The organism is Aquimarina sediminis, assembly GCF_002895435.1.
GTDB classification, from domain to species: domain Bacteria; phylum Bacteroidota; class Bacteroidia; order Flavobacteriales; family Flavobacteriaceae; genus Aquimarina; species Aquimarina sediminis.
This window is the reverse complement of the sequence record NZ_POYJ01000009.1, coordinates 36,313-53,106: the sequence shown is the minus strand read 5'-3', so window position 1 is coordinate 53,106 and position 16,794 is coordinate 36,313. Positions and strand designations below refer to the sequence as shown.

At 36.3% G+C, this 16,794-nt stretch carries 13 protein-coding genes; 12 read left to right on the top strand and 1 reads right to left on the bottom strand.

Annotation, left to right across the window (positions count from 1 at the left end):
• Window position 1 precedes the first annotated feature (1 nt).
• The 4 genes from pxpA (at window position 2) to C1X07_RS17630 (ending at window position 6,408) form a co-directional block, all read left to right on the top strand.
• Window positions 2–727 carry a 5-oxoprolinase subunit PxpA gene (gene pxpA, locus C1X07_RS17645; protein WP_103071360.1) on the top strand — a complete coding sequence of 242 codons (726 nt, stop codon included), beginning with the start codon at window positions 2–4 and terminating at the stop codon, window positions 725–727.
• Window positions 728–737: 10 nt separating this feature from the next.
• Window positions 738–1,463, top strand: a complete 726-nt coding sequence (gene pxpB, locus C1X07_RS17640) for a 5-oxoprolinase subunit PxpB (protein WP_103071359.1) — start codon at window positions 738–740, stop codon at window positions 1,461–1,463.
• Window positions 1,460–2,311, top strand: a complete 852-nt coding sequence (locus C1X07_RS17635; RefSeq protein WP_103071358.1) for a 5-oxoprolinase subunit C family protein — start codon at window positions 1,460–1,462, stop codon at window positions 2,309–2,311. The genes pxpB and C1X07_RS17635 overlap by 4 nt, the downstream gene beginning before the upstream one ends.
• A 605-nt stretch (window positions 2,312–2,916) precedes the next feature.
• Window positions 2,917–6,408: a CHAT domain-containing protein gene (locus C1X07_RS17630; RefSeq protein WP_164914191.1), complete on the top strand. Its 3,492-nt coding sequence runs from the start codon at window positions 2,917–2,919 to the stop codon at window positions 6,406–6,408.
• Between the two features lie 577 nt (window positions 6,409–6,985).
• On the opposite strand, the gene C1X07_RS17625 is transcribed toward C1X07_RS17630, so the two are convergent.
• On the bottom strand, window positions 6,986–7,285 hold the full coding sequence (locus C1X07_RS17625; protein ID WP_103071356.1) for a hypothetical protein: 300 nt from the start codon (window positions 7,283–7,285) through the stop codon (window positions 6,986–6,988).
• A gap of 187 nt (window positions 7,286–7,472) precedes the next feature.
• On the opposite strand from C1X07_RS17625, the gene C1X07_RS17620 reads away from it, so the two are divergent.
• From C1X07_RS17620 to ilvB, 8 genes are all read left to right on the top strand, one after another.
• On the top strand, window positions 7,473–8,177 hold the full coding sequence (locus C1X07_RS17620) for a hypothetical protein (protein ID WP_103071355.1): 705 nt from the start codon (window positions 7,473–7,475) through the stop codon (window positions 8,175–8,177).
• 453 nt (window positions 8,178–8,630) lie between these two features.
• Window positions 8,631–9,047 (top strand): hypothetical protein, encoded by a 417-nt coding sequence (locus tag C1X07_RS17615; protein WP_103071354.1) that lies wholly within the window; start codon window positions 8,631–8,633, stop codon window positions 9,045–9,047.
• Window positions 9,048–9,090: 43 nt separating this feature from the next.
• On the top strand, window positions 9,091–9,786 hold the full coding sequence (locus C1X07_RS17610; RefSeq protein WP_103071353.1) for a hypothetical protein: 696 nt from the start codon (window positions 9,091–9,093) through the stop codon (window positions 9,784–9,786).
• Window positions 9,759–10,532 (top strand): sensor histidine kinase, encoded by a 774-nt coding sequence (locus C1X07_RS17605; RefSeq protein WP_103071352.1) that lies wholly within the window; start codon window positions 9,759–9,761, stop codon window positions 10,530–10,532. Before C1X07_RS17610 ends, C1X07_RS17605 begins: the two co-directional genes overlap by 28 nt.
• 308 nt (window positions 10,533–10,840) lie before the next feature.
• The gene (locus tag C1X07_RS17600; protein WP_103071351.1) at window positions 10,841–11,491 is read left to right on the top strand and encodes a response regulator; all 651 of its coding nucleotides are present in this window, start codon (window positions 10,841–10,843) and stop codon (window positions 11,489–11,491) included.
• A 389-nt stretch (window positions 11,492–11,880) separates the two neighbouring features.
• Window positions 11,881–12,234 carry a GIY-YIG nuclease family protein gene (locus C1X07_RS17595; protein ID WP_317046115.1) on the top strand — a complete coding sequence of 118 codons (354 nt, stop codon included), beginning with the start codon at window positions 11,881–11,883 and terminating at the stop codon, window positions 12,232–12,234.
• Between the two features lie 1,021 nt (window positions 12,235–13,255).
• A complete protein-coding gene (gene ilvD, locus C1X07_RS17590) occupies window positions 13,256–14,932 on the top strand; it encodes a dihydroxy-acid dehydratase (RefSeq protein ID WP_103071349.1) in 1,677 nt (558 codons plus the stop codon).
• 81 nt (window positions 14,933–15,013) lie between these two features.
• A complete protein-coding gene (ilvB, locus tag C1X07_RS17585) occupies window positions 15,014–16,747 on the top strand; it encodes a biosynthetic-type acetolactate synthase large subunit (RefSeq protein ID WP_103071348.1) in 1,734 nt (577 codons plus the stop codon).
• Window positions 16,748–16,794 lie beyond the last annotated feature (47 nt).

Genomic DNA, 16,794 nt, shown 5'->3' with positions numbered 1-16,794 from the left:
AATGAGACAATTAATTTTTAATGCTGATGTAGGTGAGGAAGCAGGGTTTGATGCAGAGATTATGCCTTATGTTTCTTGGTGTAATATAGCATGTGGAAGTCATGCAGGAGGAGATGAAGAGATCAGAAAAACCATCAGGTTGGCACTAGATCATGGTGTAAAAATTGGAGCGCATCCTTCATATCCTGATCGACAAAATTTTGGTAGAGTAAAGATGGAAATGTCAAATGATGATTTGATAAAAACGATAACCGATCAAATTCGGTTGGTGAAGTTTTATGTAGAACAAATGGGGGGGGAGTTGCATCATGTTAAGCCTCACGGGGCACTTTATAACGAAGCAGTGAAAAATGAAGAGGTCGCATCTTCTATTCTTAATGCTGTGAAAAATATCGATAAAAGTTTGGTTGTTATTACGCAAAAGAAACATAAAGATTCGTATCTTTCCGGTCAAGGATTGAAGGTGAAATATGAGGCTTTTGCAGATCGTAATTATAATGAAGATTTGAGTTTGGTTTCGCGTTCTGAGAATAATGCAGTTCTAATAAATCCTCATGATGTTTTTAATCATGTTTTTAAAATGGTTTCTGAAGGGAGGGTAAAAGTGAAAAGTGGAGCAGAGCTTCCAATTTTTTTTGATACGATTTGCGTGCATGGTGATAATCCAAAATCTGTTGCTATTTTGAAACATCTACATGCAAAATTTAAGACCTTAAGTTTATTGTAAAATTGGATTTATGAAATACGAATTACAATATAAAAGGTATGCTGAAAAAGCAATTTTGGTGGAGTGGCCTTCAGAAATCGATGAGAATATCCTTCAAGATCTACTTTTTTACAAAAAATCTATAGAAATTTTTTATGATAAACTAATTGTTGAGGTAATCTCATCATATAACTCGTTACTAATTTGTTATGTGTCAACTATAGAGGATGTCTATGATAAGATTTTGGAGCTAAAATCTATGTATAATAAGGATTTCCAGCATGTGGGTCTAAAAAACAGGTTATGGAAAATACCAGTTTGTTATACTACTACTCTAGCGAAAGATCTCGAGGTGTTTGCAAAAAGTAAATCACTTACAATCGATGAAATAATTAGCCTGCATACAGCCTCTTTATATAAGGTGTATTTTATCGGGTTTCTCCCAGGTTTTTTTTATCTGGGTGGTCTTGATGAGAGATTACATTTGCCAAGAAAACTTACACCTTCTTTGAGTGTTAAAAAAGGATCGGTGGCGATTGGTGGAAATCAAACTGGAGTGTATCCGATGGATAGTCCTGGAGGATGGCATGTAATTGGAATGTGTCCTTTAGATTTGTTTGATCCTAAGAGTGAAAATTTTTGCTTTGTTCGTCCAGGAGATAAGATTCAATTTATGTCGATATCTGAAAAGGAATATAACGATATTGGTTCGTTGGTTTTTAATGGTGATTATATCCCCCAATCTGCTTTATTATGATAGGAAAGATAAAAATTCTAAAACCTGGTATTTTAAGTTCTATACAAGACAAAGGTCGTTTTGGTTTTTCAAAATTTGGTGTCCCTAGAAGTGGAGCGATGGATCAAAAATCATATGCCCTGGCAAATTTTTTGCTGGGTAATGATCAAGATGATGCATGCATCGAATGGGTGTTTCAATCTCCGGTTTTAGAATTCTCTGAGCCAACAATAATTTCTTTAACAGGTGCCGAGGCGAATTTTTATTTAAATGATAAAAAGATTAAAATGAATCGCCGAATTAGAGTTGATAAAAAGGATGTTTTGTCTTCAGGTTTTTGTAAGAAAAATATGTATGGTTATGTAGGAATAAAAAATGGATTGATTACTCAAGAAGCACTAAGTAGTAAATCGTATTATAAGTCAATAACCGATCAATATGTGTTGCATAAAAATGATGAAATTACTTATCATAAAATAGCCGTTTTTGAGAATCATTTTTCTAATATTTCAGTACCTAATTTTATCGAAAATAAAGGAAAACTAAAAGTGTATAAAGGAGCAGAATTTGATCAACTATCAGAGACCCAAAAACAGGTTTTACTTAACACCAATTTTACAATTTCTAATACCATAAATAGAATGGCAATTCAGTTAGAAGAAAAATTGGATAATGACTTACCTTCGATTTTGACCTCGGCAGTTTTACCTGGAACAATTCAATTAACTCCTTCTGGTAAATTAATTGTATTGATGAGAGATTGTCAAACCACGGGAGGCTATCCTCGGGTATTACAATTAACTGAAGACGCAATAAACAATATTGCCCAAAAAAGAATGAAAGATAAATGTAGTTTTGAGCTTTTGTAGTATTCATCTCCTTGCGAGGGCTGAGGCACTCGAAGCCCGGTCATAAGAGTCCAGTGATGCTATGAAAACAGAATACCAACTTCAATACTAATTTATATAATACAACTCTGCTTTCACTTCGGCTTCGCTCAGTGACCGCTATTATATCTTTTCGTTTATAATATTCTATTCTGAAGGTCGAGACTCTCGAAGCCTGTTTTGAAAAGTTCGATGTCGGGTATCTTAAGCTTGATGTTATGAAAATTTCATAATATGCCTAGATATCTTCAGAACCTTACCCTTTGAGAGTCTCAGGGCGCGAATTCCTTATAATATGTGCTCCTTGCGAGGGCTGAGGCGCTCGAAGCCCGGCAGTAGAAGTCCGAAATCAGGTTGGGGGTTAACGATTTTATAATGCCTATGTCCAGACAACTTGGTTTCTTCAATAAAAATTAAGGATATACTCGTATAAGAGTGTACATAAACCTCTCCAATGACATAGTGACAAATTTTAAAATCATATCATTATTAAAAACAACATTTTTACGATCTTTGTATTGATCTGTATAATTACCCTTATGAACCTCCCCGATTATTTACTTTCCTCCAGAACAATATGCCTGTTTTTGAGTTTGATAGTTTATCATACAGGGTATACGCAACCTGCACAAGATACCATTATTGCATCTCAATATTTTACTAAGGCAGATGAGCTGTTAGCCCAAAGAAAACAGGATAGCGCAATGGTATATTTTAATAAAGCGCTCGTTATCTATAAAAAAGCAGATGCTCAAAAGCGTATTGCTGATTGCCATGATAAAATTTCCAAGACTTATAAAGATAGTTTTGACTTTATAAAGGCTTTGCAACATGCAGAGCAGGCTGTATCGATACGATCAACAGTCTTTGGTAGTGATCACCCAGAGGTAGCTGTGTTATATAATAGTATAGGGCATATACTTAAGGAGCAGGATAAATACCTGCCTGCTATGGAGTATTATCAAAAAGCACTAGCTATCCAGCAGGGTCATTTTGATAAGGGAGATCATCATATGGCAGACTGTTATCATAATATTGGTACCATCCACCATGTACTGGCAGAGTATGATAAAGCATTAGACAATTATAAAAAAGCGCTTGCCACCCGAGTCAATACCTTTGGCAAAAAACACAGCAAAGTAGCCGATAGTTATATTGATATAGGAACCACCTATTATCATTTAGGGAAATATCATAAAGCACTAGACTATTATCAAAAAGCATTGCAAATAAGATTATCTATCTATGGAGAAAATAGCCCGGAGGCGGGGTTTTGTTACAATCATATTGGTAACATATTATCGCGATTAGATAAGTTTGATCAGGCGTTTGAATATCAGGAAAAAGCATTGTCTGTTCTGGTTCCTTTTTTTGGAGAAGATCATCCTAATGTTGCACTTTGTTATATAAGTATTGGCGTGATGAATAGACGTAAAGGAAATCATGATATAGCTTTGCATTATGATGATATGGCGTTAATTATACTTGTTGATAAATTGGGAAGTAGTAGTATAACTGTTTCTGTTGTATATAATGAATTAGGAGTAGCTTTTGGTAAAAAAGGATTCTATGATCAATCGATGATGTATTATGAAAAAACACTTGAGATAGAAAAGAAAGTGTATCCTGAAAAACATCCGTTTATTGGAACTAGTTTTAATAATATTGGGTTCATTCATTATTTTAAAGGAGAATACGACAAAGCAATATTATATTATAATAAATGTGTGGCAAATTATTTAGAGTCTTTAGGAGCTGGACATAGTGCAGTAGCTCGAACATATAATAATATAGCTAACACTTATAAGAAGAAGGAAAATTATAATCTTGCACTACTTTACTATGGAAAAGCTATGCAGATAAGAATCAATACGTTAGGGGAAGATCATTCATTTACATCATATTCTTATCTTGATATTGGGGATTTGTATAGAGTGAAAGAAGATTACGATATTGCGTTATTTTATTATCAAAAAGCCTTGAAAATACATAAACATGTATATGGAGAATTTAGTTATTTTATCTGTGATACATATAATTCTATCGCGAGCTTATATACGGAGCAAAAAGAATATTCAAAAGCATTAACACTTCTTCAAAAGAGCATAACGATTAGACTTCAAATAGATGGTAATCACCATCCCAGAACTGCAAAATCATACAATCAGATTGCTGATGTGTATTATAAAACCAAACAATATAAAGAAGCAATTCAGTATTATGAAAAAGCCAGGATGGCAAATCTCAAACCTAATCAAGAATCTGTTTCTGGGGATAGACTTAACTCAGATCAATATCTGGACCTAAACGTACTATTAACGACATTGTACAGCAACGCTAACGTTTTACAAGAGCGGTTTACTGCTTATAAAAATATAAAAGACCTGAAGGAGAGTATTGCTACGTATCAAAAAGCAGATGCATTAATACAAACTATAAGACAAACACTACAGACCTATCAGGATAAAATTACTTTTGCCAAACAGGCGCAAGAAGTATATGCAGGAGCCATAAAAGCACAAGTATTGCAATACCAAAGCGATCAAAACCGGCAGTCATTAGAACAAGCATTTTATTATGCCGAAAAAAGTAAGGCAAATACCTTAAAAGGGTTACTAGCAGAGTCTGATGCTAGAAACTATGCCGGGCTACCTAAAGCGATTTTGGATGTAGAGAAAAACCTAAAATCAGAACGATCTGTGTATACATCCTCGATTGTTAATGAGCGATCAGCCCAAGCACCAGACTCTGCTAAAATTGCAAGCTATGAAAACGAATTGTTTGACCTAAGTAGAAAGCAGGACTCTTTAACTCAAATCATAGAAAAAAAATATCCAAAATACTATCAGTTAAAACATCAGAATACTATTATTTCTGTTACCGATATTCAGAAAAAGCTAGATGAGAGGACTACGCTATTAGAATATTTTGTGACAGATGATCTTTTGTATGTATTTACCATTTCTAAACACGATATAAAAACAACAACTCTATCTGTGTCCAAACTCAATACAAGTGTTGAGCAATTAAGAGAAGGGATTGTTACCAAAAACACGGCTTTGTTTAAGACAGTCGCTCATCAGTTATATAAGCAGTTGATTCTGCCGGTTAAAAACCAGCTTAAGGGAGATCAATTAATTATTATCCCTGATGGTTCTTTATGGCACCTTAATTTTGAGTTATTGTGTGCTCAAAAGGATAGTACTAATGATCCAAAGAGGTTCTCATATCTATTAAGAGAGTATGCTATTGGCTATGCCAGTTCTATAAATTTACTATTAGCTCCTTCGATCGAGACTTCACAATCTCAAAAACAACCAGAATGTCTTGCTTTTTCTTTTTCAGATATGGCTACTATGACAGATACAAGTGCCATGAGTCTGGCAACACTTAGGGATAGTGATTATGATTTGCCAGGAACCCGCAAAGAGATCAAGGCGATCTCTTCTATTATTGATGGGCAATACTATTTTGGATCACAAGCGATAGAGTCTAATTTTAAGAAAAATGCAGATCGATATAGTATTTTGCATCTCGCTCTCCATGGAGAGGTGGATCATGAACACCCAGAAAATTCTAAGCTGTTATTTACCAAAGGCAAGGATTTTATAGAGGATAATTACTTATACAGCCATGAGTTGTTTGCGTTAGATATTCCGGCAGAGCTTACGGTATTAAGCGCCTGTAATACGGGATCAGGAAAAATAGCCAAAGGCGAGGGGATTATGAGTTTGGGCAATGCGTTTCAGTATGCTGGAACCAAGAGTTTGGTGCTAAGTGGTTGGGAGGTGTCGGATCAAACCACTCCGGTATTAATGAAATCCTTTTACACCAACCTCAAAAAGGGGATGAACAAAACCAGAGCCCTGCAACAGGCAAAACTAGAATATCTAAAAACCGCAGATATTAATCGGGGAGACCCTTTTTATTGGGGAAGTTTTTACTTGGTCGGTGATCCATCACCAATTCCTTTTAAGGACAACAGTTTGTTGTATTGGGTGTTTGGACTAGGGGGATTAACTATTATATTTCTAGGCGTATTATGGTATCAGGAAAAAAGAAAAAAGATGAGACTTTGATTTTGGGGAGCCGGGTGCCCGAGGCTTTGATACATAACACTGGACTTCCACGACTGGGCTTCGAGTGCCTCAGCCCTCGCTAGAAGTATAGATTGTAAGCATTTCGCGCCCTGAGGCTCTCGAAGGGTAAGGTTGTGAGGTGTGTAAGTGTATTATGTACTTTTCATAACATCAAGCTTTGGGCACCCGACCTCGGACTCCCATCACCGGGCTTCGAGTGTCTCAGCCCTCGCCAGGAGTATATTGTAAGCATTTCGAACCCTGAGGCTCTCGAAGGGTAAGGCTCCGAGGTGTATAAGTATATTACGAGGTTTTTATAACATCGAGCTTCGGGCATCAGACCTCGGACTTCCATGACCGGGCTTCGACTCCGCGCAGCCCTCTTTAGAAGTATACATTGTAAATATTTTCCACCTTGAGGCTCTCGAAGGGTAAGGCTCCCTAGTGTAAGTATCTTATATGCTTTTTATAATACCTAGACCAACTGGTTAGTAACTAATCGTATTAGACATTTGTTAAGAAAAAAAGCAAAGTCATATCAGAAATGGTATGATATAGAAATGTTTGTGAGTAATCTTCAATTGTTGGATAAGTTGTCTTCCATGTTGGATAAAACACCTTCCAGATTGGATAAGTTGTCTTCCGTGTTGGATAAAACACCTTCCGCATTGGATAAGATGTCTTCCGTGTTGGATAAAGCACCTTCCGTATTGGATAAGTTGTCTTCCGTGTTGGATAAAGCACCTTCCGCATTGGATAAGTTGTCTTCCGTGTGGGATAAATCACCTTCCATATTGGATAAGTTGTCTTCCCTATAGGATAAATGATCTTCCGTATTGGATAAGTTGTCCTCCGTATTGGATAAATCACCTTCCATGTTAGATAAAGTGTTTTCCGTGTGGGGTAGACCTTTTTTCGATAAAAAAAATATAATTTATTGGTTATCAGTGGTAACAATCTTGATAGACAAGACATTTACCTATATAAACCAATATTTCCTTCCATTGTAATAGTATGTAGGGAAATATGATAAACTAATTAATAAACAATAAAAACAAACACACATGGCAGAACGCAATTACAGATGTAAAGACATCGTATTATTAGAATGGGGAGATACGATTATCGAGTATTTAAAAGAAGACATAGAACAATTTGGAAATTTTGACGCCAAGCTAAATGCTACTTTTCTTTCAGAACTAGAAGGAAAGATTAATAATGCGTACAAAGATGGTGGCGATGTGATTAATCTTACCCAATTACAGCAAAAAACAGAATTGGTAGAAAAAGCTATGGAGGCATGTCATGTACATTTCAGGAAATTAAAATATTGGGTACTCGATGCCTTTCCTGATAAGAAAGCAATCCAAAAACAGTTTGGTGTAGGTAGATATAAAGAGATAAGATATAGTCAAACCCGTATGATCCATTATATGGAAGGGCTTACCGATACCATCGATCAACATCGACAAGCTTTGACCGACGCAGGTGCTCCTACAACATTACTTGAAGAGCCGGTACAATTGGCACAAGAGTTACGCAAAGCCAATAAGAATCAGGAGCAAAAAAAAGGAACTCGTACCGTAGATACCGAGCAACGTATAGAAATGCTTAATGAGATATATGCGATACTACAAAAAATAAATGCAGCCGCAGATAATGTTTTTGACAATAGCAACGCCAGGCGAGAGCTCTATCGAGCCCCAAAAGTAACAGGGATTGATTCCTCTACAGATGAAGAAAAGGAAGAAGATGGGCACGTGTTTTAGTATTTCTTTGAGTAGGTAACTTCTTGTCACATTGAGCCTGTCGAAGGGCTTTGATTTATGTTTTCTAATATCTTCACTGCCTATACTGAGATTGTCTAAGGACTCAGACTGATAACCAAATACTGTTTTGAAGAGGGAGTCTAGAAGATAGTATGACAGGTCGAAAAATAGGTATAACTGTCTATTTTGCAAAAGGGTACAGTACATGGTTTTGTTATATATATCCAAGTTGGGGGGAAACCACCTAAAGACATAGGGGGATTTTCCCCCTATGTTATTTTTTAAAGTAAATTTATAGGTATAGTAAGCGATTGAGCGCTAAATGTTTAATACTAAGGGGTAAGCATCTCCCTTTTGAATTTATAGTAAGATGTATTTGCTTTGCTCCAGCATTTTTAGATATATTAGCGTAACATATTACCTAATTTAATCTAAAAATAATAATATATAATTATGGGAAAAGACTTACCTAAAAAAGGAAAAAAGAAACCTGCGAAGTGTATCACTAAAGAAGAGGCAAAAGAACTTCAGCATGCATGGTGTTGTACCAGAACGCCAGAGATAGACAAAACTATAGGATTCGAAGATACTAGAGAGTTTTGGTGGAGTGTTGAAGAATTACAGGAATATCTTAAATATGTAAAGAAAAAGTCTAAAAAACAAGGAATTGAAAATCCTGGGATTAGAATTTATTTTGGAGCTTATCCTAAAGAGAAATGCAAGATGAATAAGGGTTACTCTACGGTGTTTTTAGCACCTACTGGAGCTCCAATAGGAGAACTAGGGAAAGGTGGAGATAGTGCTCCAAATAATTATGAAATAGAACCTTATAATTTTGGAGGTGTTGGTCATCCCCCTAACGTTTATTAATATTAATCAATGCTACTGAAGTGTTTCAATTTATAGTATAAGTATGTTATACTTTTTGATTATAAATTTATTTGAGTTGCTTGCTGCTGTAGCAGGAACTATATATTTAAAAAAAGCAAAATACCGGGAGGATAAACTGACTCGGTATTTTGTTTGGTTTTTGTGGTTGACTGTTTTTGTAGAAATTTTTGGTTGGAATGAGTGGCTTATTGATAAAGTTGAAGAATTAGCATACTTTGGAGGTACTATTTTAGGTAATAATCTTTGGGTTTACAATATATATATTGTTGTTAGTGCTTTATTTTATTCTTTTCTTATGAAAGAAAATACAGATTCTAAAAAAGGTAATGTTTTTTTAAAAATTACTATGATGGTGTATTTCCTATTATCTATTTGCGATTTTGTTTTTACAGATATATTTTTTACTGGTATTTCTTTTGTAGCTCAATTTTTAGGGTCTATTCTGGTGCTTTTAAGTGTTTTACAGTATTTTTACAAAATTTTGCAAAGCGATAAAATTCTTTCTTTTCATAAAGAACTTCCTTTTTATATAGCTATAGGTACTATGACTCTTTATTTGGTAGTAACTCCCCTTTTTATTCATTTAAAATATTATAGTTCTAAAAGTCCAGACTTTGTAAATGTTTATCAGTTTATACTTATGAGTGCAAACATTTTTACCTATTCTTGTTATACAATTGGTTTTATAGTATGCTCGCGAAAGAACAAATCTTATTAATAATCTATTTTACTGTTATCATACTATTTTTTATAGTATTTGGTATCATATTTTTTGTGGCGTTTCAGCGCCGTAAAAATAAGCTTATCTTTGAGAAACATAAGGCAGAGCAGCGTTATGAAGATGAGATTTTTAAATCTCGTATAGAGATTCAGGAACAGGCTCTTAAAAATGTAAGTTGGGAGCTACATGATAATATTGGGCAGTTACTATCTACCGCAGTGATGCAAATCAATATTATGGGGACCAATATCGATATCAAAACAGCAGAATCCCTACAAGATGTACGTAAGCTGGTAGGGGATAGCTTGCAGGAGATACGTAGCTTATCCAAAACCCTAAACCACGAGGTGATCCAAAATGTAGGGCTTGAAAAATCAATTAGTGTAGAGCTTAAGCGTTTTGAAAAACTTAATTTTTTAACGCCTAATCTGGTCGTAAAGGGAGAAGAAACCTATATCGATCCCAAAGACGAGATTATCCTATATCGTATTATCCAAGAGTTTTTTTCTAATACCATCAAACATGCAGAAGCATCCAATCTAGATGTGGAGTTAGCATATACCCCAGAAGCCCTAAACATTAAAATACAAGATGATGGCGTAGGCTTTGACCCAAAATCAGTACAGGCAAATTCTGGGCTGCTCAATATGAAAAGCCGTGCCGCTCTGGTAAAGGCAGAACTCGATTATAAATCTTCACCAGGAAAAGGTGTGTTACTTACCTTATCATATCCTATTACATAAGGATTGATTTTAATACATTTGTGTATAAAAGAAGTGTACTCTGTATTTGAAGTAGTAAAAAGAGTAAAGAAATAACCGTAGCAATGTGGCTAATGTATAATCTGGGTAATGGAGTTAAGTTAAGCTTGTTGTCAGTCTGAGCCCTTCGACAGGCTTAGGACAGGCATGTCGAAGACATTGGATAACGCAAACTTGAAATCACTTCGACAAGCTCAGTGTGACAGGGGGGTAGATTCCTTAATTAAACGACATTGATCATCCAGATTACTCATGCTACTATTAAAACCACTTCTATAATAAACACACAAATGAAAAAGAAAACTATAGTTATTGTTGATGACCATCTTTTGTTTGCTCAATCGCTGGAAAGCTTGATTTCTAAATTAGAGGAATATGAAGTGCTGGCAATTTTAAAAAATGGTAAAGAACTAACACAATATTATACCCATAAAAGAAAAATCCCTGATCTGATCCTGCTGGATGTAAAGATGCCAGTGATGGATGGTGTACAGACCATGCAGTGGTTAAAAGATAACAAACCCGATCAAAAGGTATTGGCACTAACGATGGAAGATGATGAAGAAACCATCATCAGAATGCTTAGAGCAGGAGCTAAGGGGTATCTGTTAAAAGATATCCACCCAGAGAATTTTGAGTTTGCCATGAAAATGGTGATCGAACAAGGGTTCTACTATTCTGGAAAAATAGAAAACGCACTACGAAACTCAGAAGAGATCGAAAGTAGCAGAAGTCTTCAGGAAAAACTAACAGATAAGGAAAGAGTATTCATGAAACACGCCTGTTCTGAACTTACCTATAAAAGTATTGCCGCAGAAATGGGGCTAAGCCCTAAAACAGTAGAAAACTACCGAGAGACAGTGTTTAGAAAACTAGAAGTAAAAACCAGAGTAGGACTAGTGATTTACTGTATGAAAAATAAATTATTCAAAATAGAGTAAGCAATTCGTACCCTGAGTTGTCACACTGAGCCTGTCGAAGTGCTCTCGAAGGGTAAGGTTCCGTGATGTGTAGGTTTATTATATGGTTTTTTATAGTGCCGGGCTTCGGCTCCGCTCAGCCCTCGAGGTGAGAAAAATTTAAACAGATAAAGGAATATAGCGGTCACTGAGCGTAGCCGAAGTGAAAGCGAAGTTGTATTGTATAGTTTTTACTGAGGTAGGCATTTAGTTTTCGTAGTACCAGGCTTCGGCTCCGCTCAGCCCTCGGGAGGGGATAGTTTAAACAAAGATGACAGATAGCGGTCACTGAGCGTAGCCGAAGTGAAAGCGGGTTCAATCAGATTATTCTATAATTTTATGATATAATAGCAATGTATATGATCGGTTATATGTACATATTAGAATGTAGTGATGGTAGTTATTATACAGGTAGTACCAAGGATATAGAAAGAAGATTGATAGAACATCAAAATGGAGAAGGAGCAAACCATACCAAAAAGAGACTACCAGTACAACTACTGTATTATGAAAAATATGATCGTATTGATACTGCTTTCTACAGAGAAAAACAAGTACAAGGATGGTCTCGGTCGAAGAAAGAAGCACTGATAAAAGGAGATTTGGAGGGGTTACATGATCTGGCAGAGTGTAGGAACGAGACACATTTTTCAATTTTCAGATCACCAGGCTTCGGCTCCGCTCAGCCCTCGGGAGGAGATAGTTTAAACAAAGATGATAGATAGCGGTCACTGAACCTTCGAGTGAGAAAAATTTAAACAGATAAAGGAATATAGCGATCACTGAGCGTAGTCGAAGTGAAAGCGAAGTTGTATTGTATAGTTTTTACTGAGGTTGGTATTTAGTTTTCATAGTACCGGGTTTCGAGAGTCTCAGCCCTCGCTTAGAGTATAAAATAGAGTAAGCAATTCGCACCCTGAGGCTCTCGAAGGGTAAGGCTCCGTGGTGTATAAGTAAATGAGAATGCGTAGCAGAAGTGAAAGCAAGAATTCAGCTTTTTTAATAATTCTTAACATTTTAATCAAATATTTTTATATATTTGATGCCATAAATGAATACAAGAAACATAAATATCAATATTGTCATTAGCATTGAGGTGATTATTTCGCCTTGATAAGGGATGATATTGATACTAAACATATACATGATCCCTTTACTTGAGTAAAGGGATTTTTTTTGGAAAAAATGTATACAGGGGCTGATAAAGATCAGAACCCGAAGTTTAAAAAAATAAGAATAAAGTAGAAATGAGAATATCTAATATTATAATTATCAGTGTCATTATTATTATTGTGATTAGTTCACCATGATGAGGGGATATTGGTATATCAAAAAAACTCCCTTCATTTTTTGAAGGGAGTTTTTTTTTGATGCCTTCCCCAGGGATTGAGCCCTTACCAGATCTAGGGAACACGAAGTCCAATCCCGGTGATCTGAATAGAATGCTAATAAACAATCCATTTTGAGTGTATAGCAGTAAAAATTGAAGGATAAATAGTATTAATAGAGATTAATAAATAAAAATTAAGATATAGTGATTGTAAATTTTTTAATCGTAAACAGTTGTAAATCAGTAATTAAACTTAGTAATGTTGATATTGGATATTGTAAGGATATTGAATAATGTCCAAAGGTTTAGTCGTAACAAAATAATTTTATACTGTGGTTTATTCAATCCTATGTATATATCATAAAATAAAGGTTAAAATTTTAAATAATTCGCAAAAAACTGATATTTAAAAAGTAATGAGCATCAATAAGTACAGTAAACAAGTCACGCAAGATGATACGCAACCTGCCGCGCAGGCAATGCTTCACGCTATTGGGTTAACAGATGAGGATTTTAATAAACCACTGGTCGGGATAGCTAGTACAGGCTATGAAGGAAACCCGTGTAATATGCACCTTAATGATCTGGCAAAGCTGGTAAAGAAAGGAACAATAGAAGAAGATGTCGTCGGTTTGATATTTAATACCATTGGAGTAAGTGATGGGATATCTATGGGAACACCAGGAATGCGTTTCTCATTACCATCACGAGATGTGATTGCAGATTCTATGGAGACCGTAGTGCAAGCCATGTCTTATGATGGGATGGTAACTGTAGTTGGTTGTGATAAAAATATGCCAGGAGCCCTGATGGCGATGCTTCGATTAAATCGCCCGTCGGTTCTTGTGTATGGAGGGACTATAGCATCTGGATGCCATGAAGGCAAAAAACTAGATGTCGTTTCTGCCTTTGAAGCCTGGGGAGAGAAAGTAGCAGGATCAATAACGCAATCAGAATATAAAAGTGTTATCGAAAAAGCATGTCCCGGAGCAGGAGCATGTGGAGGGATGTATACCGCCAATACTATGGCTTCTGCTATAGAAGCATTGGGGATGTCATTACCATATAACTCCTCTAATCCGGCAATAAGTAAAGATAAAGAAGAAGAAAGCATACAGGCAGGTCGTGCTATGCGTTTGCTACTCGAAAAAGATATAAAGCCTAAAGATATAGTAACTAAGAAATCGCTGGAAAATGCAATAAGGTTAGTAACTATTCTTGGAGGATCAACCAATGCAGTACTGCACTTTTTGGCAATTGCTAGAGCTGCCGATATAGAGTTTACTTTAACAGATTTTCAAAGAATAAGTGACGAGACTCCATTTTTGGCAGATCTTAAACCAAGTGGTAAATACCTGATGGAAGATGTGCACGAAGTAGGAGGAATCCCGGCTGTATTAAAATATCTGTTAAAGAAAGGGCTGCTTCATGGAGATTGCCTAACCGTTACCGGAAAAACAATAGCAGAAAATTTATTAGAAGTTCCTGATCTAACTGAAGGGCAGGATGTTATAAAGCCCCTTGAAAACCCTATTAAGCAAACGGGTCACCTTAGGATTATGTTTGGTAACCTGGCAGAAGATGGATGTGTAGCAAAAATTACTGGTAAAGAGGGACTACGCTTTCAAGGGAAAGCTAAAGTTTTTAATGGTGAATATGCTGCTAATGATGGAATTAGAGATGGTAAAGTAGAAAAAGGAGATGTAGTCGTCATACGATATGAAGGTCCTAAAGGAGGACCGGGAATGCCAGAAATGTTAAAACCTACTGCTGCTATTATGGGAGCGGGATTAGGTAAAGATGTGGCGCTAATCACAGATGGGAGATTTTCTGGAGGAACACACGGATTCGTAGTAGGACATATTACCCCCGAAGCGCAAGAAGGAGGACTAATTGCTATGGTAAACGATGGAGATATAATTACCATCGATGCCGAAACCAATTCGATAACTGTAGCTATTGATGAAGCCGAATTAGAAAAAAGAAAAGCTGCCTGGACACAACCCGCACTAAAGTTTAGTAAAGGAGTATTATATAAGTATGCAAATACAGTATCATCTGCTTCTCGAGGATGTGTAACAGATGAGTTTTAAAAGATATTCCGGGAGAACCGGTAACTAAAAAAGTCTAAAATTTCTAGTGTTAGTTGATCTAACCTATAAAAAAAGATGTGTATGGAGACACAAACGCAAACGATAAAAAAAGAAACTAAAGTGTTAACAGAACGTATGACGGGCGCAGAATCAGTAATTCGATGTCTTTTGGAAGAAGGAGTAGATTTGATTTATGGGTACCCAGGAGGAGCGATTATGCCTGTCTATGATGAGTTATATAAGTATCAGGATCAATTGCATCATGTTTTGACAAGGCATGAGCAGGGAGCAACCCATGCTGCTCAGGGCTATGCAAGAACCAGTGGTAAGGTGGGAGTGGCTATAGCTACTTCTGGTCCCGGAGCTACAAATTTTGTGACGGGGATCGCAGATGCACAGATTGACTCTACACCAATGGTATGTATAACAGGGCAGGTAGCGTCTCATTTGTTGGGATCTGATGCATTTCAGGAAACAGATATAATTGGGATTTCTACACCAATTACCAAATGGAATCATCAGGTAACAAAAGCAGAAGATATCCCTGCGGTATTGGCAAAAGCTTTTTATATCGCACGATCGGGTAGACCAGGACCTGTATTGATAGATATTACCAAAGACGCTCAGTTTGGAGAATTGGATTTTGCTTATGAAAAATGTAAAGGTGTACGTAGTTATAAGCCAGTACCCAAGACAGATCCTAAAAGCTTGAAGGAAGCAGCTAAGCTGATCAATAAAGCCAAAAAACCAATGATCGTATTTGGTCAGGGAGTAATTTTGGGAGAGGCAGAAGAAGAACTGAAAAACTTTATAGAAAAAGCAGGAATACCATCAGCATGGACCATCTTAGGTCTTTCAGCATTGCCAACAAAACACCCGCTTAATGTTGGGATGGTAGGTATGCACGGTAATTATGGTCCTAATAAACTAACGAATGAATGTGATTTGTTATTAGCAATCGGGATGCGTTTTGATGATAGGGTAACGGGTAATTTAGCTACCTATGCCAAACAAGCCAAAATTATACATTTTGAAATTGATCCGGCAGAGATTAATAAAAATGTAAAGGCTGATATTGCCGTAATGGGTGATGTTAAAGATACATTAAAACAAATACTTCCTTTGGTAGAACCAAACGCTCATGATGCATGGCTACAGCAATATAAAGATCATGATACCATAGAGTATAATAAGGTAGTCAAAGAAGAATTATACCCTAGCAATGAGGGCTTATCTATGGGAGAAGTACTTAGGGGTATTAATGAAGAAACCAAAGGCGATGCTGTAATCGTTTCTGATGTAGGACAGCATCAAATGATGGCATGTAGATATGCCGAGTTTACCAAATCAAAGAGTAATGTAACTTCTGGAGGTTTGGGGACTATGGGATTCGCCTTGCCCGCGGCTATCGGTGCAAAAATGGGAGCACCCGATAGAGAAGTAGTAGCTATCATTGGTGATGGCGGATACCAGATGACAATACAAGAACTAGGAACTATTTTTCAAACCAAAGTACCAGTAAAGATTGTAGTTCTAAATAATGGTTTTCTTGGGATGGTACGTCAATGGCAACAGTTGTTTTTTGATAAAAGATATGCCTCTACCGAAATGGTAAACCCTGATTTTATAAAAATAGCCGAAGGGTACCATATCAAATCAACCAGAGTGACCAAAAGGGAAAACTTGCAAGAAGCAATTGCAGAAATGATCGCTTCAAAAGAAGCTTATTTTTTAGAAGTATGTGTTGAGAAGGAAAATAATGTATTTCCGATGATTCCAACAGGAGCGTCGGTTTCAGATGTAAGATTAGAATAATAGAGTTTTTGTTATTTCAGGAAGAACCTGAAACTATACAATAATGA